Origin of the sequence: Plantactinospora veratri, from assembly GCF_036421995.1 — a bacterium.
In the GTDB taxonomy this organism is placed as follows: Bacteria; Actinomycetota; Actinomycetes; order Mycobacteriales; family Micromonosporaceae; genus Plantactinospora; species Plantactinospora veratri.
On record NZ_JAZGQL010000009.1, the window covers coordinates 171216 to 192565 of the forward strand.

Genomic DNA, 21350 nt, shown 5'->3' on the forward strand with positions numbered 1-21350 from the left:
CCTTACAGCTCAGTAGCTGCAACCGCTGGTGGGCAGGGTGCTGGCGGCGGGCGGGGTGACGCCGTCGTAGAGGGCGAGCAGGAAGTTCTGCGGGCAGCGGCGGGTGCTGCCGGTACGGATGCCGAAGTGCAGGTGCGGGCCGGTCGAGTTGCCGGTGTTGCCGGTCGAGCCGATCCGCTGCCCGGCCGTGACGGTGGCGCCGGAGGCCACCGACCAGGCGGAGAAGTGGCAGTACGTGTAGATCGCCCCGTCGGTGCCGGTCAGGTTGATGCCCTGGCCGCAACTGCTGTCGTTGACCCGGACGACGGTCCCGGCCCGGACGGCGTACGCGGCCGTGCCGGTCGGCACCGGCAGGTCGATCGCCGGATAGTCGTGGTGCGGGTCGTCGTACTCGCTGCGCGGCAGCGCGGTGCGGGGCAGCGGCATCGAGAAGCTGGTGCCGCCGCCGGTGGCGGTGGTGATCCGGACGGCGTCGGCGACGACGTAGCCGGTGCCGCCGGTCCACCGGCTGACCCCGACCGCGTTGTAGTCGCCGGCGGCGAGCGGGAAGGTGCCGAGGCTGACCCACCGGCCACCGTTGGCCCGCTGGTCGACCGGGATGCTCTGGTTGCCGCTGGTGGTGGCGACGATGAACGGGGTGGCGCTGTTGTAGCCGGAGTCGGCCGGGTAGAAGACCTCCACCAGGTAACTGCCGGCGGCGGGGACGTCGACCTTGAACCAGGCGACGTCGCTGGCGGTGGTGTCGGGGGTGGCGTACCGGTAGTCGGGTCCCTGCCGGTCGGCGGACCAGGTGGACGTACCCCAGTTGGCGCTGGCGGTGAAGCGGCCGGCGGTGGCGTTGTCGACGGTCACCGTCGCGGCGCTGGCCGGGGTGGCCGTGAGCAGGATCGGGGCGGCGATGGCGGCCGCGGCGAGGATGGCCAGGCTACGTGCGTATCCGGTCTTCATCTAAGGCCCTTCGGCGCAGGCGGTGCGAGGCGAAAAGTTGAAGGTATTTAACCAATCGCAGCCGCTCTTGGAAAGACTTCTACATAGACGCCCGACTGTGCCTTTGATCGCCGGCAGACGCGACGGCGGGATATTGCGGTAAATCTGGCTATTGGGGTATTGCGCGGCGTTGCGCGGCTTACAGTGGCGTGGTGGTCGAGCCGGTCGCCGGCTCGACCGGTCGGTGTGCGGACGGGCCACGGGGGGCCGGATGAGCGACGAACTGACCAGCGACGAGCCGTTCGGCCGGCTGGAGACCGTGCACACCTTCTCCGGCGCCATGCCGACCGGGGTGACCGTCTCCCGGCAGGGGCGGATCTTCGTCAACTTCCCGCGCTGGGGAGACCAGGTCGACGCCACCGTCGCCGAGCTGCGCGACGGGACCTGCGTGCCCTATCCGGACCACGACTGGAACCAGCCGTCCGGCGACGACGACGCCGGCGCCTTCGTCTCGGTGCAGAGCGTCGTCGTCGACCCGACCGACCGGCTCTGGGTGCTCGACACCGGCAGCCCGAAGTTCCAGCCGACCCGCCCCGGCGGCCCCAAACTGGTCTGCGTCGACCTCGACACCAACCTGGTCACCCAGACCATCGTCTTCCCCGCCGACGTCGCGCTGCCCACCTCCTACCTGAACGACGTCCGGTTCGACCTGCGCCGCCGCTCGGCCGGGGTCGCCTTCCTCACCGACTCGTCCATGGCCGGGCCGAACGGGATCGTCGTGGTGGACCTGGCCAGCGGGACGGCCTGGCGGCGGCTGCACGACCATCCGTCCACCAAGGCCGAACCGCTGGCCACGTTCCGGCCACTGGTCGAGGGACGACCCTTCCTGGTCTGCCCGCCCGACGGGCCGCCGAGCCCGGTCTCCATGGGCTCCGACGGGATCGCGATCTCGGCCGACGGCAGTCGCCTCTACTACTGCCCGCTCGCCTCCCGCCGGCTCTACAGCGTCTCGGTGGACGCGCTGGTCGACCGGTCGGTGGACGAGGCCGAGGTGGCGGCGACGGTCCGGGACGAGGGCGACAAGGGCTCCGGCTCCGACGGGCTGGAGAGCGACGACGCCGGCCGGATCTACCTCACCGCGTACGAGCAGAACGCCGTGCTGCGCCGGCACCCGGACGGGCGGTTCGAGACCCTGGTACGCGACCCGCGGCTACTCTGGCCGGACACCATGTCCGTCGCCGCCGACGGGCACCTCTACGTCACCGCCAACCAACTCCACCGGCAGCCCGACTACACCGGCGGGGTGGACCGGCGACGCCGCCCGTACGTGCTGTTCCGGATCGGTATCGACGCCGGCCCCGTGGCGCTGCTGCCCACTCCGGTGTGAACCCGTGCACCGGCGAGTGATCAACGACAATGTCTTTACCGGAACCGACCATCATCCGACAGCGACAGATCGTCCGGTGCCGATACGGAGTTTTCCGTTCCGGACCGACCTGATCGGGTTGCGGTAACGAGCTGTTCGGTCGGCGCGAACAAGCTCTTTGGTCGCATCTCCAGCGATTCCCGCGTCGTTTCCTTCCTGGAAAACTTCACTGTGAGCCCACCCGCAAGTTCCACGAAACGTGGCCAGCGGTGATCGGGAAGGGAGCCGGACTTGGCAGAGCGAGACAGGGTGTCGGCCGCCGTCCTCCGGGACCTGGCGGCGGAGATCTTCGAGGTCAACCCGGACGAGATCACCGAGGGGGCGGCCTTCTACGAGGACCTCGGGATCGACTCGGTGCAGAAGGTCGAATTCGTCGTCCGGATCGAACGGCAGCTCGGGGTACGGCTGACCGACGAGGAAGCGGCCGGACTCCAGGACTTCGGCGACACCCTCGCCGTACTCCGGGATCGGGGCATCTCCGTTGGACCGTGACCGGAGCCGGGCCGGCCGCCCCGCGGTGGTGATCTCCGGAGTCGGCGCGGTCTCCGCCGCCGGCCTCGGCGCCGACGCGCTCTGGACGGCGGTCACCGGGCGCCGGGTGCTGACCGGACCGGTGACCAGGTTCGACATGTCCCGCTACCCGGCCCGGTGCGCCGCCGAGGTGCCGGCCGGCGCGGTCGCGGACCTCGACGCGATGGTGCCCGGCCACCGGTCCCTGGCCGCCCGGTTCCTCGCGGTGGCCGCGCTGGAGGCGCTCCGGCACGCCGGAGTTCCGGAACGGGACCGGACACACCGGCTCGGCGTCTTCGCCGGCACCGTGATGGCCACCCGGCCCATCCTGGACCGGGGGATCGGGACCGGCCGGCTCGACGTGCCCGGCCGGACCTGGGCCCGGCCGGACACCCTGCTGGACACCCTCCGCGAGACGGTCGCGGTCAGCGGCCCGACGGTGCTCTTCGCGCCCGGCTGTGCGGCCGGGAACAGCGCCGTCGCGGCCGGCGCCCGGGCGGTCGCGGCCGGCGAGGTCGACGTCGCGGTCTGCGGCGGCGTCTCCGAACTCTCCCTGGAGATCCTCGCCATGTTCACCTCGCTGCGCGCTCTCGCGGTCGACACCGTGCGGCCGTTCGACGTCAACCGGCGCGGCACCATCCCGGGCGAGGGCGCCGGAGTCCTGGTCCTGGAACGGGCCGACCGGGTCGCGGCGCGGGGCGGGCGCCCGCTGGCCCGACTGCTCGCCTGCGCCGCCGCGGCCGACGCGCACAACCCCACCCAGCCGCACCCGGACGGCAACGGTCTGGTCTCGACCATCCACGGCTGCCTCGACCGGGCCCGACTGACCAGCGACGACGTGGACTGGGTCTGCGCGCACGGCACCGGCACCCAGGCCAGTGACGGCATCGAGGCCCGGGCGGTGGCCAAGGCGCTCGCCGGCCGACGCCGCCCGGTGGTCTCCTCGGTCAAGGGACAGTTCGGGCACGCCGAGGGGGCCGCCGCCGCGCTGGAGGCGATCCTCGCGGTGCAGGCCCTCGCCGCCGACCAGGTGCCGGGCAACGTCACGCTGATCGAACCCGACCCGGCCTGCGGCGGCATCGACCTGGTCGAGCCGGCCGGCCGGCGGGCCCCGGTCGGGGCCGTGCTGAGCCAGGCCTTCGGCTTCGGCGGCGGGGTCTCGACCGTACTGCTCGGGAAGGACGACCGTGCCGCCGGTTGACGACTGTCTGGCCGTACGCGGCCTCGGGCTGCGGCTGCCCGGCGTGGCCGACGCGGCGGAGCTGGCCCGACTGGTCGACGGGGCACCCGTACCGCCGGCACCGGTACGCCGCTTCACCGCCCCGGAAACCGACCTCGCCCCACTCGACCGGCGCACGCACGCCCCGGTCGCGCCCCGACTCCCGGCCGCCGTCGCCGGGCGGGGACTGCGGGCCGTACCGCCCGAATCCCTGCTCGCGCTCGCCGTGGCGGCCGAGGCCGCTACGGTCCCGCCCGACGCCCCGCCCGACCCGTGGCACGTGACCTCGCTGGTCGACCCCGTCGAGGCCGGCCCGGCCGCCGTACTCTGGGCCAGCTCGACCGCGGGGCTGGCCGAGTACGCCCGGGTCTGTGTCGAGGCCGCGACCCTCGATCCGGGGCTGAGCAGCCCGATCATCGGTCCCGCCTCGGCGTTCAACGGGCCGGCCGCGACCGTCTCCATCCGGCTCGGCCTGGACGGTCCGAACGAGACGACGACCGGCGGCACCACGGCCGGGCTGACCGCACTGGTCGAGGCGGCCCGGCTGCTCGCCGACGGCATGGCGGCCCGGGCCCTGGTCGGCGGCTCGGCGACGGTGAGCCGGTGGAGCCTGGCCGGCCTCGCCGACGAATTCGTCGCGGCCGAGGGCGCCGCCTGCCTGGCGGTGTCGCCGTGCCCGGACGACGAGCCGGGCATCCGGCTGGGACGGTTCCGCCGGACCAGCCTCGACCGGGCCGACCTGGCGGCACGGTGCCGCGCCCTGGTCCGCGCCGCCCGCCCCGCGGGATCGGGCAGGGCGGCCGGACCATCCGCCGGGGGCCCCCCCCCCCCCCCCCCCCCCGCCCCCCCCGCCCCCGCGCCCGACGCGCCGGTCGGCGGTGCACCGGCCGGACCGGTCGGCACCATCGTCTCCACCGTCGACACCGAGCTGGTCGAGGCACTCGCGCAGGAGGCGCACCGCCCGGTCTGGCACCTGGAACGGGCCCTCGGCGACTTCGGGGCGGCCGGCGGCCTGCTGGCGGCGGCCTGTGCCGTCGCGTACTGCGCCAGCGCACCGGCACCGACGAGCCTGCTCGCGGTGGCGATCGAACCGTCCGGCAACGCAGCCATCCTGGAGGTCTCATCATGGGGAGCGCCAACCTCGTCGAGCGGCTGGTGGGGAGAGCGTTCGCGTCCGGTCGGGGCGAGCGGCTCGCGTACCTGACCGGTGCCGGCGAGCGGCTCGGCTACGCGGAGCTGTACCGCGCGGTGCGCGGCTACGCGGCGCGGCTGGCCGAGGCCGGGATCGGCCCCGGCACCCGGGGCCTGGTGGTGGCCGACGACGACCTGCCGACCGCGGTGGCGATCCTGGCACTGTGGTGGCGGGGCGCCGCGGCGGTGCCGGTGAGCCCGATGCTGACCGGGGCGGAACTCGGGTTCATCGCCGGGGACTGCCGGGCCGGCTTCCTGCACGCCGACGAGGCGGGCGCCGCGCGGGCGGACCAGGCCGGCCTGACCGGACTGCCCCGAGGAGGTGCGGACTGGCTGGCGCCGGGCGCGCCGCCGTCACCGCCGCCGGTTACCCACCCGCCGTCCGAGGTGCTGCTGATCCAGTACACCTCGGGCAGCACCGGCAAGCCGAAGGGGGTACTGCACACCGGGGCCGGCGTGACCGGGGTGCTGGACGGCTTCGGCCGGATCCTCGACCTGCACCCCGACGACCTGGTGCTCTCCACCGCCAAGCTCTCCTTCGGGTACGGCTTCGGCAACTCGCTGCTCTTCCCGCTCGCCGCCGGAGCCGGGGTACTGCTCAACCAGGGGCCACCCGACGTCTACCGGCTGGCCGCGACGATCGCCCGGCACCGCCCGACCGTGCTCTGCGCGGTACCCCGGATCTACGCCGCGCTGCTGGACCGGGCCGGTCAGGGCGACCCGACGGATCCGACCGGCATCCCCGACCTCGGTTCGCTGCGGCTGGCCGTCTCGGCCGGGGAGCACCTGCCGGCGTCGCTCTGCGCCGACTTCACCGGCACCTTCGGCGTGCCGCTGGTCAACGGGCTCGGCGCGACCGAGGTGCTGCACATCGTGCTGGCGACCCGGGGCAGCCAGCCCGGCTCGACCGGCCGGCCGGTACCGGGCACGACGGTGACCGTCCGGGACGACGCCGGCCGGGTCGTCCCGGACGGGACGGAGGGCCGGCTGCACGTGGCCGGCCCGTCGGTGGCCGCCGGCTACCTGGACCGGCCCGACTCGGCGGTGCGGACCTTCGCAGACGGCGGGGCCTACACCGGCGACATCGTCCGGCAGGACCCGGACGGGGAACTGCGGTACCTGTGCCGGCACGACGACCTGATCAACATCGGTGGTTACAAGGTCTCGCCGCTCGACGTCGAGGCGGCGGTCCGGGACCTCGCCGGGCTGGCCCAGTGCGCGGTGGTCGGCGCCCGGGACGGATCCGGACTGGAGCAGGCGGTCGCCTATCTGGTGCCGGCTCCCGGCGTCGACCCGGGCGCGCTGCGCCGGGCGGCCCGGGCCGCGTTCCGGGCCGGGCTCCCGCCGCACAAGCGGCCCGCCGTCGTCGAGGTGGTGGAGGCGCTGCCGACCACCTCGACCGGCAAGCTCGCCCGGTTCCAGTTGCGCGGCCGGGCCGGCGAGCCGGTGACGGTCCGGATGCGGGTACTGCGGGACGGCCCCGGCCGGACCCTGGTCTGCATCCCGTACGCGGGCGGCTCCTGCGGGGCGTTCACCCGGCTGGCCCGGCACCTGCCGGGATCCTGGCGGGTGGTGGCCGGCGAGGCGACCTACTCCGACGGTGCCACCATCGCCGACGCCGCCCGCGCCTGGTGGCGGGCGAGTACGCCGTACCTGTCGGACCAGGCGGTGCTCTTCGGGCACAGCCTCGGCGCGGTGCTGGCCGCCGCGGTCGCCGACGCCGCCGGGGACGGGCTGGGCGCGACCCCGGTGGTCCTCTCCGCTCCGCCGGTGCTGCCCGGCACGCAGCGACCGGCGCTGGTCTCCGACGACGACGAGACCCTGCTGGCCGGGCTGCGCAGCACCGGTCTGCTGCCGACCAGCGGACTCACCCCGGAGGAGGTGACCCGACTGCTGCTGCCCCGGTTCCGCCGGGACATCGCGCTGGCCCCGGAGGGCTTCCAGGGGGTGGGGTCCAGGGCCGTGCACGTGCTGCTCGGCACCGACGACGGGCTCTGCACCCGGGACGCGGTCACCGCCCGGATCCCGGTCGACCGGATCGCCAGCCTGCACATGGTGCCCGGGGACCACTACTTCGTCGCCACCAACCCGGCCCGGACCGCCGAGGTGCTCGCCGGGATGTTCCGGGACTGACGCCCCCGGCGGCCGGTGACGGTCGTCGGGGGTGTGGCGGTCGGTGGTCAGCGCGCCGCGACGACGTACGGGAAGTGGTCGCTGCGGGCGCCCGCGTTCTGCTGCGCGGTCAGTCCGGCGGTGGTCGCCCGGTTCAGGATCAGCGAGAACATCGTCTCCGGCGCGTTGCAGGCCAGGGTGCGGCCGTTGAAACCGTTGAAGCCGTAGTTCGCCGCAGTCCCGGTCCGGTACGGCAGCAGGTCCGGCAGCAGCCGCCGGGCCACCTGCTCGCCGTACCCGGACGGGTCGAGCGAGGTGCCGTTCGCGGCGACCACCCCGGCGACGAGTTGGGCGATCCGGTCTCCGTCGGCTCGGGCGTCGGTCTCCGGATGGCCCAGGTTGGCGCTGCTGGCCCACTCGGTGTCGACCGGCTGGCGCAGGATCGGCCAGACCATCGGGTGGCCGAAGCGGTTGACCTGGCGCCAGCCGCCCGCGTCGGTGGCGAGCTTGCTGGTGATCCAGGTGCAGATGTCGCGTCCGATGCCGATCCGCGGATCGTCGTCGGGAATCTCCAGCACGATGGAGTGGATCGTGGTGTCGGCGAAGCTGTTCTTGGCGGCGTCCGAGCGCCAGCCGGTCAGGTTCAGCCGGGCGCCGTCCTTCACCGCCGAGTCGACGGCGGCGAGCAGCGTCAGGTCGATGTAGAACGGATCCATCGCCCGGCCCGCCCAGAGCCGCAGCCCGGCCGGACCGGAGATCATGGTGTGGGTACGCCCCTGCGCCACCAACTCGCCGGTCGCCGAGTCGTCCGGCGCGTCGGCACCGGTGAGCACGTGCAGCCGGACCGCCTGTTCGGCATCCTGGTCGGCCTCGTCGAAGCTGATCCGGTAGGTGAGGTTCTCCACCGTCGCACCGTCGAGGTGGATTTTGAACTCGTACCGGGCCTCGGGGTGGAAACCCTGCTTGGCGTCCTTGCCGGCCGCCGAGCTGTTCAGGTTCATGATCAGTACCGTGCCGTTCTCGCCCGGGAAGACGAACTGGTCGGTCAGATCGAGCCGGGTGTCCTGGAGGGCGAGCGGGGAGTCGAGATGGTGCGACACGGATACTCCTGGCGGGCGAGGCAGCTAGGACTCCTGTCTACTAGGTGATTCGCCCCGCTTTCTGGGTTATCGCGAAAATGGCCGGCGGTGCCGCGGCCCGGGGACGGAGCTGCCGGCCCTGGGCCGCGACCCGACATCAGTCGATGTCCTCCCGGACCCGGGCGACCAGCTGGGTCGGATTGACGTACCGCAGTGCGATCACCAGCAGCACCAGCATCATCGTGGTGTACATGACCGCCATCGCGTCGATGGACTGTTGGGCCCGGATGCCCGCCGCCGACATCGAGTAGTACAGCGCCACCACCAGGGTCTGCGAGTCCGGCCCGGCGGTGAGGAAGGTCAACTCGAACATCCCGACCGTGCGCACCAGCACCAGGATGGAGGCGGCCAGGATTCCCGGGGTGAGCAGCGGGGCGAGGATCCGCACGAAGATCTGCCGGGTGCCGGCCCCGCACATCCGGGCCGCCCGCTCCACCGCCGGGTCGATCTGCTCGATGAACGGCGTCATCGTGAGGATGACGAACGGCACCGACGGCACCAGGTTGGCCAGTACCACCCCGGAGAGATGCCCGGCGAAGCCGTACTTGTAGAGCACCGTGGCCAACGGGATGCCGTAGGTGATCGGCGGCATCAGGATCGGCAGCAGGAAGAGCAGGTAGAGCAGCCGCCGGCCCGGGAAGGAACGGCGGGCCAGCACGTACGCCGCGGGCACCCCGACCAGCACCGAGATGCCGACCACCAGCAGCGACACCTCCAGGGTCACCAGCAGCACCTGGAAGAGGCCGAACTCCTGCCACGCCTGCCCGTACCAGCGGGTGGTGTAGCCCTGCGGCAGCCAGGTGTCGTACCAGCGGTCGCCGAAGGAGCTGACCAGCACCGAGCCGATCACACCGGCCAGGTTGACGAAGAAGAACGCCACCACGCCCCAGATGAGCCAGGCCGCCGGCCGGGCGACCAGGCGTCGGCGGCGGGGCGCCGGGGCCGTCACGGAACTCATCAGCCCTTCCCTCCCGCCGTCGACCCGGTGTAGAGCAGCGCCCGCCAGCCGAGCACAGCGGCGATCACCAGCAGTTCGACCAGCCCCATCAGCACCGCGATGGTGGCCGCCAGCGGATAGTCGTACTGGACGTACGCCGCCTCGTACGCGGCGATCGAGATCACCCTCGTCGTACCGGCCGGGTCACCGACCAGGATCGCCGACGGGAAGACGCTGAACGCCAGTACGAAGGTGAGGCAGAACGTGGTGGCCAGGCCGGGCGCCAGCAGCGGCAGGGTGATCCGGCGGAACCGCTGCCACCAGCCGGCGCCGAGGGTCGCGGCGGCCCGCTCCAGCGTCGGGTCGATGCCGGACAGGTACGACAGCACCAGCAGGAAGGCGAACGGGAAGCCGGTGATGACGATCGAGAAGAACACCCCCCAGTAGTTGTTGGTCAGCCGGACCGGCTCGTCGGCGAGCCCGACGTTCAGCAGGATCCGGTTGAACCAGCCGGTGGGGCCGAGGAAGTTGAGCAGCCCCTGCGCGGTGAGCACCGTGCCGAGGGTGATCGGCACCACCAGTACGGTGGTGAGCAGCCGCTTCCCCCGGAACCGTCCCCGCATCCGGTAGGCGATCGGCACCGAGGCGGCGACGTTGAGCAGTGCCGCCGGCAGCGACAGTTTCAGCGTCGTCCAGATGGTGTCCCGCTGGTACGGGTCCGAGAAGAATTCCTGGTACGCGGCGAACGGCCCGCCCTGGGTCGGCTGGAACGACAGGCCGACGCCGTAGGCGAACGGATAGATGAAGAGCACCAGGACGAAGAGCGCGGCCGGGACGAGCAGCAGGAGTTGCCGGTCGATGCCGCGCTCGGCCAGCCGGTGCCGCAACGCCACCCGGGTCCCGGCCGGCGCACGCGGCTCGGCCGGTCGCTCGCCGGTCCGGGGTGGGGTGGCGGTGGCGCTCACCGGGAGCCTCCGGTGGCCGGTTCGTCCACCGGCGCGTCGGCCGGATCGTCCGGTGCCGCCGCCTCGGCGGCTCCGTCCACCGCTGGTCCGGCCGCCCCGTCCGGTGCCGAGTCGGTGCCGGGCTGCCCGGCCGGCTCGGTCAGCGGGAAGACCAGCAGCCGCACGGGATCCACCGCGATCCCGATCCGGTCGCCGAGCGCCGGACGCTGGTCGGTACGCAGGTTGAACTGCACCCCCTCGGCGGTACGCGCCTCGACCGCCACCTCCCGGCCCTGGTACTCGACCACCTCCACGGTGGCCGGCACGCCCGACTCCGGCCCGGTGATCCGCAGGTCCTCGGGACGGACTCCGGCGATCACCTCGGCTCCGGCGGTGACCGGCCCGACCGCGGTGCCGACCAGCCGGATGCCCTGACCGGTCACCACCACCTCGGCGTCGCCACCGGACTCGACCCGCAGCCGCAGCAGGTTGCGGTAGCCCATGAAGTCGGCGACGTGCCAGTTCGCCGGCCGGGTGTGCAGCTCCTCCGGGGTACCGATCTGCTGCACCCGCCCCTCGCGCAGCACCACCAGCCGGTCGGCCAGGGAGAGCGCCTCCTCCTGGTCGTGCGTGACGTAGACCGTGGTGAGCCCGAGTGACTGGTGTAGCCGGCGGATCTCGGTACGCATCTCCAGCCGCAACTTCGCGTCCAGGTTGGACAGCGGCTCGTCCATCAGCACCAGGGTCGGTTCCAGCACCACCGCCCGGGCGATGGCGACCCGCTGCTGCTGGCCGCCGGAGAGCTGCCCGGGCAGCTTGTTCGCGTGCTCCTCCAGCCGGACCAGCCGGATCGCCTCCTCGGTGCGTCGCCGGACCTCGGCCCGGGGCAGCCGGCGCATCTGGAGGCCGAACGCGACGTTGCGGCGTACCGACATGTGCGGGAAGAGGGCGTAGTTCTGGAAGACCATGCCGAAGCCGCGCTTCTCGGCCGGCATCGTGTCGAGCCGGGTCTCGTCGGACCAGATGCTGCCCCGGGTCAGCGGGAGCAGGCCGGCGAGACAGTTCAGCGCGGTGGACTTGCCGCAGCCGGACGGTCCGAGCAGGGCGATGAACTCGCCCCGCCGGACCGTCAGGTGCAGGTCGGTCAGCGCGTCGCGCCCGGCGAAGCTCCGGCTCACGCCCTCCAACCGCAGTTCCGTGAAACTCCTCGCACTCACTTGCTCACCTTGGCGCCGCCGATCTCCCGGTCCCAGCGGCTGAACGCCTCGACCAGCGCCTTGGCGTCGAGGGGTACCTCCAGCGGATTGTTCGCGATGAGCTGCTCGTACTCCGGGCGGCCGTACTTCTCGATCGCATCCCGGCTGGCCTGCGGCGCCATCGACAGCGGCACGTCCTTGATCGCCGGACCGGGGTAGAAGTACCCCTGGTCGTACGCCTTCGCCTGCTGTTCCGGCGTCAGCATGTGGTTCAGCAGGGCCAGGATCGCGGCCTGCTTGTCCGTCGAGACACCCTTCGGCACGACCGCGTAGTGCGCGTCGGTGACCCAGTGGAAGCCCTCCAGCGTGCCGATCTTCGCCTCTTCGGGCACGGTGCCCAGCACCCGGGGGTTGATGTCCCAGCCGGTGGTCGAAACGATGATCTTTGCCGACCCGTTGGCCAGGTTCTTCATCGTCTCGCCGGTGCCGGACGGGTAGAGCCGGACGTACTTGTTCAGCTCGGCGAGGTAGGCCCAGGTCTTCGCCCAGCCGTTGACCGGGTCCTTCGGGTTCGAGTCGCCGAGCAGGTACGGCAGGCCCATCAGGAAGGTGCGGCCGGGGCCGGAGTTGGACGGGCGGGCGTACTGCACCGCGTTGGGGTTGGCCTTGGCGTACTCGAGCAGCCCCTGCGCCGTCGTCGGCGGGTTCGGCACCTTCGACGGCAGGTACTCGATCAGCGGCCCGGACGGGTAGTAGGTGACGGTCACCCCGTGGTCGCCGGCCAGCTTCTGCATCGCGGCCGCGCCCGGCAGGTAGTTCGCCATCCCCGGCAGCCGGTCGGCGTGGGCCGGCAGCAGTGGGGTCCAGAGTTCCTGGTCGATGCCGGCGGCGAGCCCGTCCACCCCGGTCAGCACCAGGTCGATCTCGACCCGGTTCGCCGCCTGCTGGGCCTTGACCTTGCCGACCAGCTCCGGCGACGGCGACTTCGAGTACGTCACCCTCGACACCGTGTCCGAATTCTTCGCGACGAAGTCGTCGATCATCGACTGGGTGAGTTGCAGGTTGCCGGCGACGTCGAGGATGTTCAGTACGACCGGCGAGCCGGGCTTGTCCGGCACCGCGCCGCCGGTCGGTCCGGGCGCGGCGGTCTCCGGCGCACCGCAGCCGGCGGCGACCAGGCTCAGCGCGGTCAGGGCCGTGGCGGCGAACAGCCGGCGTTGGCTTCGACGCATGGGCATTCCTCTCTCTCGGTTCGGCGATCCTATGCTGTCGCGCGTCGTTTCTGGCGCCGCTGTGAAACTTTTCAACCCTCCCCGCCGGCCCATCGTGGCCGCAGGGGAAGGTCGGGGTGCGGGTGCCGTGCGGTCGGGGTTGAAAAGGTTCAATGTGCCGGCGGTCCGCCCCGACCCGTCCGGGCCGGGGCGGACCGCCGATGAGACACGGCGCCGCGCGACGAGCGCGGGTCCTCAGTGGCCGATCCGCCGGCTCTCCGGCGGACCGAGATAGCTGTACGGCAACTCGGCGGTCTGCACCACGAGCTGCTGCACCACCACGGTCGGGTCGACCATCCAGAACTTCAGGGTGTGTACGCCCGGCCCGTCGACGCTGTGCGTGGTCGTCGTGACGTTGACGTTCTGCGAGGTGTTCCGCTCCCACTGCCGGTTCATCGAGGTGTCGTTCGCCCCGGTGGCGGCGGTGACGTTGACGACCTGCGGAGCGGCGCCGTCGATCGAGACGGCGTAGCGCAGCCCCTCGGTCGGCAACACGTTGTTGCGCGGCGACAGGTAGGCCGAGACCTTCACCGGGCCGGGGGAGGTCAGCGTCAGCTCGTACTCCAGGCGCGGGCTGTTCCCCCCGGGTGTCCGGCTCGGCGCGGTGACCGGGAACGGCGTCAGCCCGTCACCGGTCCGGCCGAGGTCCGGGATCCGCTTCCAGTACACCCCGTCGGTGTTGACCGCCCGGGTGTGGTGTTCGGCCGGGATCGAGACGTAGCCGTTCGCCTCGACGTGGCCCCGGGGGCGCAGACCCTGCGGGTTCTCCACCCTGGCCTGCACCAGCACGCTGGCGCCGTCCGGGCCGGTGACCGTGATCGGCACCGTCGTGGCGCCGCGCGGGGCGTGCCGCCAGTCGACCCGGACCTCGACCCGGACCTGGTCGGTGACCCGACCGCCGGTACGGCTGAGCTTCAGCCAGGGCGCGCCCGCCCGGACCGTGTAGTCGAACGGCACCGAGCCCCGGTTGAAGATCTCCAGGTACTGCCCCGGCTGGCTCTGGTACGGGCTGAACGTCGGCAGTACCGCCGGGCCGGGCTCGGCCGGCCAGTACTTCTCCGAGCCGTCGATCGCCACACCCAACTCGGCGACGGCCGGCAGCTCGATCCGGCGCAGGTGCGGATAGAACGCGTCCGGCAGCGCCTGGTTGTTGAGTTCCGGCTGCTGCCACGGCGCGTTCGGGCCGTAGCGCGCGACGTCGCCGTACCCGATCTTGGGTTGGGTCTGGAAGCCCCGCCACTTCCCGCCGGCCAGCGTGTTGTTGTAGTAGTCGGACATCGCCTGGTCGGTGTCGAAGTGACGCTGCGCGAGGTCGGCCATCGCGTTGGTGGCGGCCCGGCCCTGCGCGGCGTAGAGCAGGTTGGTGAACTGCGCCTCGCGCAGCGCGTAGAGGTTCGCCGTCGCCGCCACCTGGTAGTGGACGAGCTGGTAGTAGGCGTCGTCGTAGCCCTCCGGCAGCCGCGCCCGGACCCGCTCGGCCCGCTGCGCCAGCTCCGCCCACTCCCGCACCACCCGGCGCATCTCCTGGTAGGCGGTCAGGCTGTACGGGTTGTCGTCGGTGTAGACCACCGCCGAGGAGTCGGTGGCCGGATCCTTCGCCGGGTCCACTGTGATCCGGCGGTTCAGCAGCTCCGGCTTGCGCCGTGCCTGGAGCTGGCCGTACTCGTGCAGGATCTCGCCGATCTCCCCGGCGTACCGGTCGGGGAAGTTCTGCGCCGCGTACTCCCGCTGCCAGTCGTCGAGCTTCTCGATCGGGATGCTGTCCGGATCCCAGGCGTAGTCGAGGAAGAGTTGCAGCGGGAGTTCCTCGTTCTTCATGTCGCCGACGTTGACCACCCAGAGCCGGTCCACCCCGTAGCGGTAGGTCAGGTTGAGCTGCTCCCAGGTGCTGGCCAGGTTGATCGTGTCGACCCACTTGTAGTTGCGGCCGCCGCCGACGTAGTCGAAGTGGTAGTACATGCCGTAGCCGCCGGGACGGGCCGGCAGGCTCTGGTCCGGCAGCTTCCGCATGTTGCCCCAGTTGTCGTCGCAGAAGACCACGGTGACGTCGTCCGGCGGGCGCATGCCCCGGTCCCAGTAGCGCTGGACCTCCTTGTAGAGGGTGAAGACCTGCGGGATGTCCGGCAGTGCGCGGTCGCTTTCCTCGGCGAGGATCTGCCGCTGGGCGGCGATGATGCTCTCCATCAACTCGATGCCGTCGCCGTCGGGCAGGCTCACGTCGCCGTTGCCGCGCATGCCGAGGGTGACCACACCCTCGAAGTCCTGCTCCTCCATCCGCTCGATCCCGTCCCGCCAGTACTCCTTCAGCGCCGCCGAGTTGCGCCGGAAGCTCCACTCGCCGGTCCCGCCGTACGGGTCGGTGCCGCCGTCGTCGTGCCGGTTCCACTCCTCGATGCCGCGCATCATCGGCGCCTCGTGCGAGGTACCCATCACCACGCCGTACTCCTTGGCGGTGGCGTGGTTGGCCGGGTCGTCCTCGGCGAAGGCGCGGCCCCAGACCGCCGGCCAGAGGTAGTTCGCCTTCAGCCGGAGCATCGTCTCGAAGACCTTGGCGTAGAAGTGCCGGTTGAAGCCGCCCGGGTAGCCGGGGGCCAGGCCGGGGCCGAAGAAGTTCGGTGCCCAGGTCCCGAGCGCCGGGTTCTCGTCGTTGATGAAGAAGCCCCGGTACTTCACCGCCGGGGTGCCCTGGCTGTGCCGGCCGGGCAACACGTACAACTCGTCGCTGTGCCGGGCCGGCACGTCGTCCCACCAGTACCAGGGGGAGACGCCGATCTGCTTCGACACCTCGTACGTCCCGAAGATCGTGCCGCGCTGGTCACTGCCGGCGATCACGAAGGCCCGGCGTACCCCGGGCAGCGGGTTGGCGACGATCTGCTGGAGCGAGGTCTCCCACCTGCCGGTGATGCCGCGTACGTCGAGCTTGCCGGTGGCGATCAGCCGGTCGATCAGCGGACTCTTCCCGATGGTGCCGACGAGCACGACCTCGCCCTGTCGCGGCACCTGGTCGGTGACGACCGCCGGGCGCACCCCGGTGACCCGTTCGACGTCGGCGCGCAGGTCACCGGTTGCCCGGACCACGCCCGGATGGTCGCTGGCGCTGACCACCAGCGTCGCGGCCCGACCGCGCTCGACCAGCGGCAGGCTGCTCGGCTTCCAGCGGGTGGAGATGAAGCCGGCGGGATCGTGCCCGACGTCGACGCCGCGCCCGCCGGGGGAGGCGGCGGCGGAGGAGGAGACGAGTGCCGGTGCGGCCGTGACGGCGAGGGTCAGCGACAACAGCATCCGGCAGGCCTTCGGGCCGACGAATCGGCGGGGGACGGCTGCCGGCGGACCGGCGGGGGTGATGGACCTGCTCATTCCGCGCTCCGGAGCGTAAGGAGGTGGGCATGACCGGGAGAGTGGTTGCGAAATTTTCGGAAGAGTTCCGGAAAGGAAATCTAAACAGGTATCGATGCAGGGTCAAGTGCCCGCGATCCGGGGCGGCGGCGAATTCGGGTACGGAGCGAAGCCGCCGCTAGACAATGGGTTGATTCCCCGGGCGGGCGCGTCGAAAAATTCCGTGAATGGCAGCGACTTGTTTCAGCGGCGTTCGGTCCACAGTGCAATTCGCCGGTGATTCCGCTCAGCCGACCAGCCGGGACATCCAGCTCTCCACGTCGTCGGCGGTACGCGGCAGCGCGGCAGAGAGGTTCTGGCTGCCGTCGGAGGTGACCAGCAGATCCTCCTCGATCCGCATTCCCAGCCCGCGCAGCTCCGCCGGCACCAGCTCGTCGTTCGGCTGGAAGTACAGGCCCGGCTCGACGGTCAGCACCATGCCGGCCTGCAACTCGCCCTCGACGTACCGGGCGGCGGTGGCCGGAGAGCAGTCGTGCACGTCCAGCCCGAGCATGTGCCCCGAGCCGCAGAGCGTCCAGCGGCGGTAGAGCTGCCGTTGCGGGTCCAGCGCCTCCTCCACCGAGCAACGCAGCAGACCGAGGTCGACCAGACCGGCGGCGAAGACCGCCATCGCCGCCCAGTGGTAGTCCCGGAACATCGCCCCCGGCCGCAACTGCCCGATCGCCGCGTCGTTCGCCTGGCGGACCAGCTCGTAGACGTCCCGCTGCAACGGGGTGAACCGGCCGTCGACCGGAAGCACCCGGGTGACGTCGGCGGTGTACCGGGTGCCGACCTCCACCCCGGCGTCCAGCAGCAGCAACTGGCCGGGGCGCACCGGGCCGGTGTTGCGGTTCCAGTGCAGCACCGCCGCGTGCGAACCGGCCGCGACGATCGGCTGGTAGCCGACCTCCTCGCCGTCGGTGCGGGCCCGCCGGGCGAAGGTGCCCTCCAGCCACCGTTCACCACCGCCGGCCAGCGCCTCCGGCAGGGCGCGTACCACGTCCTCGAAGCCGCGCACGGTCACGTCGACGGCGTGCTGGAGCTGCCCGACCTCCCACTCGTCCTTGACCAGCCGCAGGTCCGCCAGGGCCACCACCAGGTCGGCGTCGGCGACCGGATCCGTCACCGGCACCAGGGCGTCCACGGCCGGATCGACCCTACGCCGCAGCCGGAGCCGGCCGGCCGCACCGAGAGCCTCGGCCAGTTCGCCGATCGGGCGGCAGCGGATCTCCAACGCCTCGCCCAGGGTGGCCAGGTCGGCCCGGGGCCCGTTCCAGACGATGCCGGCGTTCCGGTCCGTCCAGTACGCGGCCGTGCCGGGCCGGGGCGGCTCGTCGGTGTAGAGCGTCGCCTCACCCGTCGGATCCAGCACCAGCACCCCGCCCCGGTCACCGTCACCGGTCAACCAGGTGTAGTCCGAACCGGGCCGGAACCGGAAGTACTGGTCGTTGCTGCGTACCGGTGGCCCGCCCGCCGGGACCACCAGGTGTTCGCCGGGGAACATCCCGGTCAGTCGGGCCCGCCGCTTCGCCGCCCAGGCGGCCACCCCCGGATCCGCCCGGACCGGCGCCTGGCTCGGCGCCCAACCACCGAGCATGAACTCCGCGAGCGCCGGAGGCACCGGCAGGTCGTGACTACTGGTGGCGGGGGCAGGCTCCGACATCCGTGGCCTTTCACCGATGGAGGCGGCACTTCGCGTACCGGATCTCACTTTTGCGGGCGTCCGGCCGGACCGCAAGGGCGGGTCGAAAAGTCCTACGGGCGTACCGCCGCCAGCGCCGGGGGTTCCGGCAGATGTCCGAAGACAGGCCCCCGCCGGAGTGGTGGCAGCGCCCGGGCGGCGGCGGTCCGGCGCACCGCCGCCGTGCCGGACCGGTGCCGGCCACTCAGCGGGTACCCCTCGGCACCACCAGCCCCGACTCGTACGCGGTGACCACCGCCTGGGTACGGTCCCGCAGCCGCAGCTTGCCGAGTACCCGGCTGACGTGCGTCTTCACCGTCTCCTCGCTGATCACCAGCCGCTCGGCGATCTCGGTGTTGGAGAGTCCCTCGGCGACCAGCCGGAGCACGGCGGTCTCCCGTGGGGTCAGCGCGTCGAGCAGGGTGGCCCGCTGTGGTGGCCGGGGGCGCAGCCGGGCGAACTCGCCGATGAGTCGCCGGGTCACGGCCGGTGCGAGCAGCGCGTCACCGGCCGCGACCACCCGTACGGCGTCGAAGAGCCGTTCGGCGGTCACCTCCTTGAGCAGGAAGCCGCTGGCACCGGCGCAGAGCGCGTCGTAGACGTACTCGTCGAGGTCGAAGGTGGTGAGCATGATGATCCGGGGCGGTCGGCCGGCCGGCTCGGCGGCGCCGCCGGCCGGGCCGGTAACCCCGGTTACCCCCGTCGCTCGGGCGGACTCGGCGCTGTCCGCGATCAGCCGGGTCGCCTCGATGCCGTCCAGCACCGGCATCCGGACGTCCATCAGCACCACGTCGGGGCGGCTCTGCCGGCAGATCCGGACCGCCTCGGCACCGTCCGCCGCGCTGCCCACCACGGCGAAGTCCGGCTGTGTGCCGAGGAGCGCGCCGAAGCCGGCCCGGACCACCTCCTGGTCGTCCACGACGAGCACCCGGATCCGCCCGGCCCCCTCCGGAGCCACCCGGGGGCCGGTCATGCCGGGCTCCTCGGCGCCGGCGCGGCAGCGGTGGGCGGCCGCGGGTCCGCGTCCGGGTCCGGTCGCGGACCCGGGTTCGGTGCCGCGGTGGTGGGCGATCTCGGTACCGGGCGGGAGGCGGCGGGAACTTCCGCGTGCGGGTCCGGAAAGGGCAGGGTGGCGCATACCAGAAATCCGCTGACCGGGGCCGGTCCGACGGTCAGCGTGCCGCCGACCATCGCCGCCCGCTCGCGCATCCCGACCAGGCCGTGCCCGTTCGGACCGCCGCCGGCCGGCCCCGGACCGTTGTCCCGGATGCTGAGCCGCAGCGCGTCGTCGGTGTAGTGCAGGACGACGTCGACGGCGGCACCGGGCGCGTGCCGACGGGCGTTGGTCAGCGCCTCCTGGGTGATCCGGTACGCGGTCAGCTCGATCCCCGGGTCCAGCGGGACCACCCGGCCGTGCACGATCAACCGGGCGGCGGCCCCGGTCGACGCGCGGGCCTCGTCCAGCAGGTCGTTGAGCTGGTGCAGCCCCGGCTGTGGACGGCGCGTCGGTGCCCCGTCCACATCCGACCGGAGCACTCCGAGCAGCCGGCGCATCTCGGTCAGCGCCGTGCGGGCGGTCTCCGCGATCGCGACCAGTCGACGGGCGCCCTCGGCCGGGAGGCCGGGCGTGGTCAGCCGGGCGGTCTCCGCCTGTACCGCGATCATCGAGATGTGGTGCGCGACCACGTCGTGCAGCTCCCGGGCGATCCGGGCCCGCTCGCCCCGGGCGACGTGTTCGAGCAGGGTGTCCTCGATGACGCGGCGGGAGGCGGCCCGCGCGGCCGCCTCGCCGCGCACCCGGCGGGCGATCCCGGCGCCGAGCGCGATCGCGGCGGCGGCGGCCAGCAGCACGGCGAAGAGCCGGCCCCCGCCGGGCGCGCCGTCGGCCTGGCGGCTGAACGACCAGAGCGGGCCGAGCAGCGGATAGCCGGCGAACGGCAGCGCCATCGGCACGGCGATCCACCGGGACCGTCCCCGGCCGACCAGGTACAGGACCGCGAGCTGGGCGACCAGCGCGGCGCCGGTCGGCCGCCCGACGCCGGCCAGGGTCAGCGAGGTGGCCACCGTCGTGGTCACCGCCCCGGTCACCAGATGGGTCCGCGCCAGCGCCAGCGGCACGGTTCCGCAGAGGCCGAGCAGCAGTGCCATCGACACGGTCGGCCCGGAAGCGGCCGGTCGCAGGGCCACCTCGACCATCGCCAGCAGCCCGAGCAGCAGACCGGCGGCGGTCGGCCACTCGGGCGCCCCGGTCAGCCGCCGGCCGGCGGCGACCGCCCGTTCGATCATGACGCTCGGCTGGCCCACCAGGTCATTGTCCCCGGAGCCGGGCGGGTCGGGCGTCCACCCGGTCGGCCGTTGCCGCCTCCCCCGCAGGAGCTACCCCGAGCCGGTCCGTCACCCGTGCCGGGGGCGGCGAAGACTGCTCCGCGGCGTGACGACCGCCGGGCCGCCGTCTCCGTAGCCTCGCGGCATGGAAGCAACCATCGAGGCCCGGGGCCTGCGCAAGCGGTACGGCTCCACGGTCGCCGTGCACGATCTGTCGTTCACCGTCCCAGCCGGACGGGTCACCGGTTTCGTCGGGCCCAACGGTGCCGGCAAGTCCACCACGATGCGGATGATCCTGGGGCTGGACGCCCCGGACGGGGGTACCGCGCTGGTCGGCGGACGTCCCTACCACTCGCTGCGTACGCCGCTGCGCGAGGTCGGCGCGTTGCTGGACGCGGGCGCGGTACACCCCGGCCGGCGGGCGCGGGACCACCTGCTCTGGATGGCGCACTCGAACGGCCTGCCGACCCGGCGGGTCGACGAGGTGATCGAGCAGGTCGGGCTGGGCGGTGCGGCCCGGCGCCGGGCCGGCGGATTCTCCCTCGGCATGCGGCAGCGGCTGGGCATCGCCGCGGCGCTGCTCGGCGACCCGCCGGTGCTGCTCTTCGACGAGCCGGTCAACGGGCTCGACCCGGAGGGCATCCGGTGGATCCGTGGCCTGCTCCGGTCGCTGGCCGCCCAGGGGCGGGCCGTACTCGTCTCCAGCCACCTGATGGGCGAGCTGGAGGGCAGCGCCGACCACCTGCTGGTGATCGGGCGGGGACGGCTGATCGCCGACACCAGCGTGGCGGCCCTGCTCGCCGCCGCCTCCGGCGACCGGGTGGCGCTGCGTACCAGTCGGCGCGCCGAGGCGATGGAGGTGCTCGCCAACGCCGGGGCCACGGTGGCGGCGATCGACGCCGAGACCGTCACCGTCTCCGGGCTGTCCGCGGAGCGGGTCGTCGCGCTGCTCACCGCCCGCGCACTGGCCTTCTCCGAGGTGGTCGCGCACCGGGCCTCGCTGGAGGAGGCGTACCTCGAACTCACCGGCAACGCGGCGGAGTTCACCGCCGCGACCGGTCCGGCCGAGTTCGCCGCCACCGGTCGGGAGGCGTGAG

Annotated in this window: 16 protein-coding genes; 6 read left to right on the top strand and 10 right to left on the bottom strand. The window is 72.7% G+C overall.

The genetic code is table 11. From position 1 onward, the window contains the following. Window positions 1-9: 9 nt before the first annotated feature. On the bottom strand, window positions 10-948 hold the full coding sequence (locus tag V1634_RS35470; protein WP_407951794.1) for a golvesin C-terminal-like domain-containing protein: 939 nt from the start codon (window positions 946-948) through the stop codon (window positions 10-12). 250 nt (window positions 949-1198) lie between these two features. Here V1634_RS35470 and V1634_RS15675 point away from each other — a divergent pair, with 250 nt between their 5' ends. The 5 genes from V1634_RS15675 to V1634_RS15695 all read left to right on the top strand — a co-directional run bounded on the left by V1634_RS15675 (window position 1199) and on the right by V1634_RS15695 (window position 7406). Next, window positions 1199-2314: an L-dopachrome tautomerase-related protein gene (locus tag V1634_RS15675; protein WP_331208544.1), complete on the top strand. Its 1116-nt coding sequence runs from the start codon at window positions 1199-1201 to the stop codon at window positions 2312-2314. A gap of 270 nt (window positions 2315-2584) precedes the next feature. Beyond that, window positions 2585-2845 (top strand): acyl carrier protein, encoded by a 261-nt coding sequence (locus tag V1634_RS15680; protein WP_107256054.1) that lies wholly within the window; start codon window positions 2585-2587, stop codon window positions 2843-2845. Then, complete coding sequence (locus V1634_RS15685) at window positions 2835-4064, top strand: beta-ketoacyl synthase N-terminal-like domain-containing protein (protein ID WP_331208545.1); 1230 nt, start codon at window positions 2835-2837, stop codon at window positions 4062-4064. Before V1634_RS15680 ends, V1634_RS15685 begins: the two co-directional genes overlap by 11 nt. Next, window positions 4051-5286 carry a beta-ketoacyl synthase N-terminal-like domain-containing protein gene (locus tag V1634_RS15690; protein WP_331208546.1) on the top strand — a complete coding sequence of 412 codons (1236 nt, stop codon included), beginning with the start codon at window positions 4051-4053 and terminating at the stop codon, window positions 5284-5286. Before V1634_RS15685 ends, V1634_RS15690 begins: the two co-directional genes overlap by 14 nt. Further along, window positions 5208-7406: an AMP-binding protein gene (locus tag V1634_RS15695; protein ID WP_331208547.1), complete on the top strand. Its 2199-nt coding sequence runs from the start codon at window positions 5208-5210 to the stop codon at window positions 7404-7406. The genes V1634_RS15690 and V1634_RS15695 overlap by 79 nt, the downstream gene beginning before the upstream one ends. Before the next feature lie 47 nt (window positions 7407-7453). On the opposite strand, the gene V1634_RS15700 is transcribed toward V1634_RS15695, so the two are convergent. From V1634_RS15700 to V1634_RS15740, 9 genes are all read right to left on the bottom strand, one after another. Continuing rightward, window positions 7454-8485 (bottom strand): DUF4331 family protein, encoded by a 1032-nt coding sequence (locus tag V1634_RS15700; protein ID WP_331208548.1) that lies wholly within the window; start codon window positions 8483-8485, stop codon window positions 7454-7456. Window positions 8486-8621: 136 nt separating this feature from the next. Beyond that, window positions 8622-9482 carry an ABC transporter permease gene (locus V1634_RS15705; RefSeq protein ID WP_331208549.1) on the bottom strand — a complete coding sequence of 287 codons (861 nt, stop codon included), beginning with the start codon at window positions 9480-9482 and terminating at the stop codon, window positions 8622-8624. After that, window positions 9482-10426, bottom strand: a complete 945-nt coding sequence (locus V1634_RS15710) for an ABC transporter permease (RefSeq protein WP_331208550.1) — start codon at window positions 10424-10426, stop codon at window positions 9482-9484. Before V1634_RS15710 ends, V1634_RS15705 begins: the two co-directional genes overlap by 1 nt. Continuing rightward, window positions 10423-11622: an ABC transporter ATP-binding protein gene (locus tag V1634_RS15715; protein ID WP_331208551.1), complete on the bottom strand. Its 1200-nt coding sequence runs from the start codon at window positions 11620-11622 to the stop codon at window positions 10423-10425. The genes V1634_RS15710 and V1634_RS15715 overlap by 4 nt, the downstream gene beginning before the upstream one ends. Beyond that, window positions 11619-12833, bottom strand: a complete 1215-nt coding sequence (locus V1634_RS15720) for an ABC transporter substrate-binding protein (RefSeq protein ID WP_331208552.1) — start codon at window positions 12831-12833, stop codon at window positions 11619-11621. Before V1634_RS15720 ends, V1634_RS15715 begins: the two co-directional genes overlap by 4 nt. 234 nt (window positions 12834-13067) lie before the next feature. Beyond that, window positions 13068-16229 (bottom strand): glycosyl hydrolase 115 family protein, encoded by a 3162-nt coding sequence (locus V1634_RS15725; protein WP_331208553.1) that lies wholly within the window; start codon window positions 16227-16229, stop codon window positions 13068-13070. 265 nt (window positions 16230-16494) lie between these two features. Next, entirely contained in the window at window positions 16495-17910 is a 1416-nt protein-coding gene (locus V1634_RS15730; protein ID WP_331208554.1) for an aminopeptidase P family protein, read from the bottom strand. 223 nt (window positions 17911-18133) lie between these two features. Further along, window positions 18134-18901, bottom strand: coding sequence for a response regulator transcription factor (locus tag V1634_RS15735; RefSeq protein ID WP_331208555.1), 768 nt, complete (start codon window positions 18899-18901; stop codon window positions 18134-18136). Continuing rightward, on the bottom strand, window positions 18898-20232 hold the full coding sequence (locus V1634_RS15740) for a sensor histidine kinase (protein ID WP_331208556.1): 1335 nt from the start codon (window positions 20230-20232) through the stop codon (window positions 18898-18900). Before V1634_RS15740 ends, V1634_RS15735 begins: the two co-directional genes overlap by 4 nt. A gap of 166 nt (window positions 20233-20398) precedes the next feature. Between V1634_RS15740 and V1634_RS15745 the strand changes: the two genes are divergently transcribed. Beyond that, window positions 20399-21349 (top strand): ABC transporter ATP-binding protein, encoded by a 951-nt coding sequence (locus V1634_RS15745; RefSeq protein ID WP_331208557.1) that lies wholly within the window; start codon window positions 20399-20401, stop codon window positions 21347-21349. Window position 21350 lies beyond the last annotated feature (1 nt).

Coding starts and splice junctions, on each gene's coding strand:
- V1634_RS15695 (WP_331208547.1), top strand. CDS start 5,208: ATGGGGAGCGCCAACCTCGTCGAGCGGCTGGTGGGGAGAGCGTTCGCG.
- V1634_RS15675 (WP_331208544.1), top strand. CDS start 1,199: ATGAGCGACGAACTGACCAGCGACGAGCCGTTCGGCCGGCTGGAGACC.
- V1634_RS15735 (WP_331208555.1), bottom strand. CDS start 18,901: ATGACCGGCCCCCGGGTGGCTCCGGAGGGGGCCGGGCGGATCCGGGTG.
- V1634_RS35470 (WP_407951794.1), bottom strand. CDS start 948: ATGAAGACCGGATACGCACGTAGCCTGGCCATCCTCGCCGCGGCCGCC.
- V1634_RS15745 (WP_331208557.1), top strand. CDS start 20,399: ATGGAAGCAACCATCGAGGCCCGGGGCCTGCGCAAGCGGTACGGCTCC.
- V1634_RS15730 (WP_331208554.1), bottom strand. CDS start 17,910: ATGTCGGAGCCTGCCCCCGCCACCAGTAGTCACGACCTGCCGGTGCCT.
- V1634_RS15725 (WP_331208553.1), bottom strand. CDS start 16,229: ATGAGCAGGTCCATCACCCCCGCCGGTCCGCCGGCAGCCGTCCCCCGC.
- V1634_RS15720 (WP_331208552.1), bottom strand. CDS start 12,833: ATGCGTCGAAGCCAACGCCGGCTGTTCGCCGCCACGGCCCTGACCGCG.
- V1634_RS15705 (WP_331208549.1), bottom strand. CDS start 9,482: ATGAGTTCCGTGACGGCCCCGGCGCCCCGCCGCCGACGCCTGGTCGCC.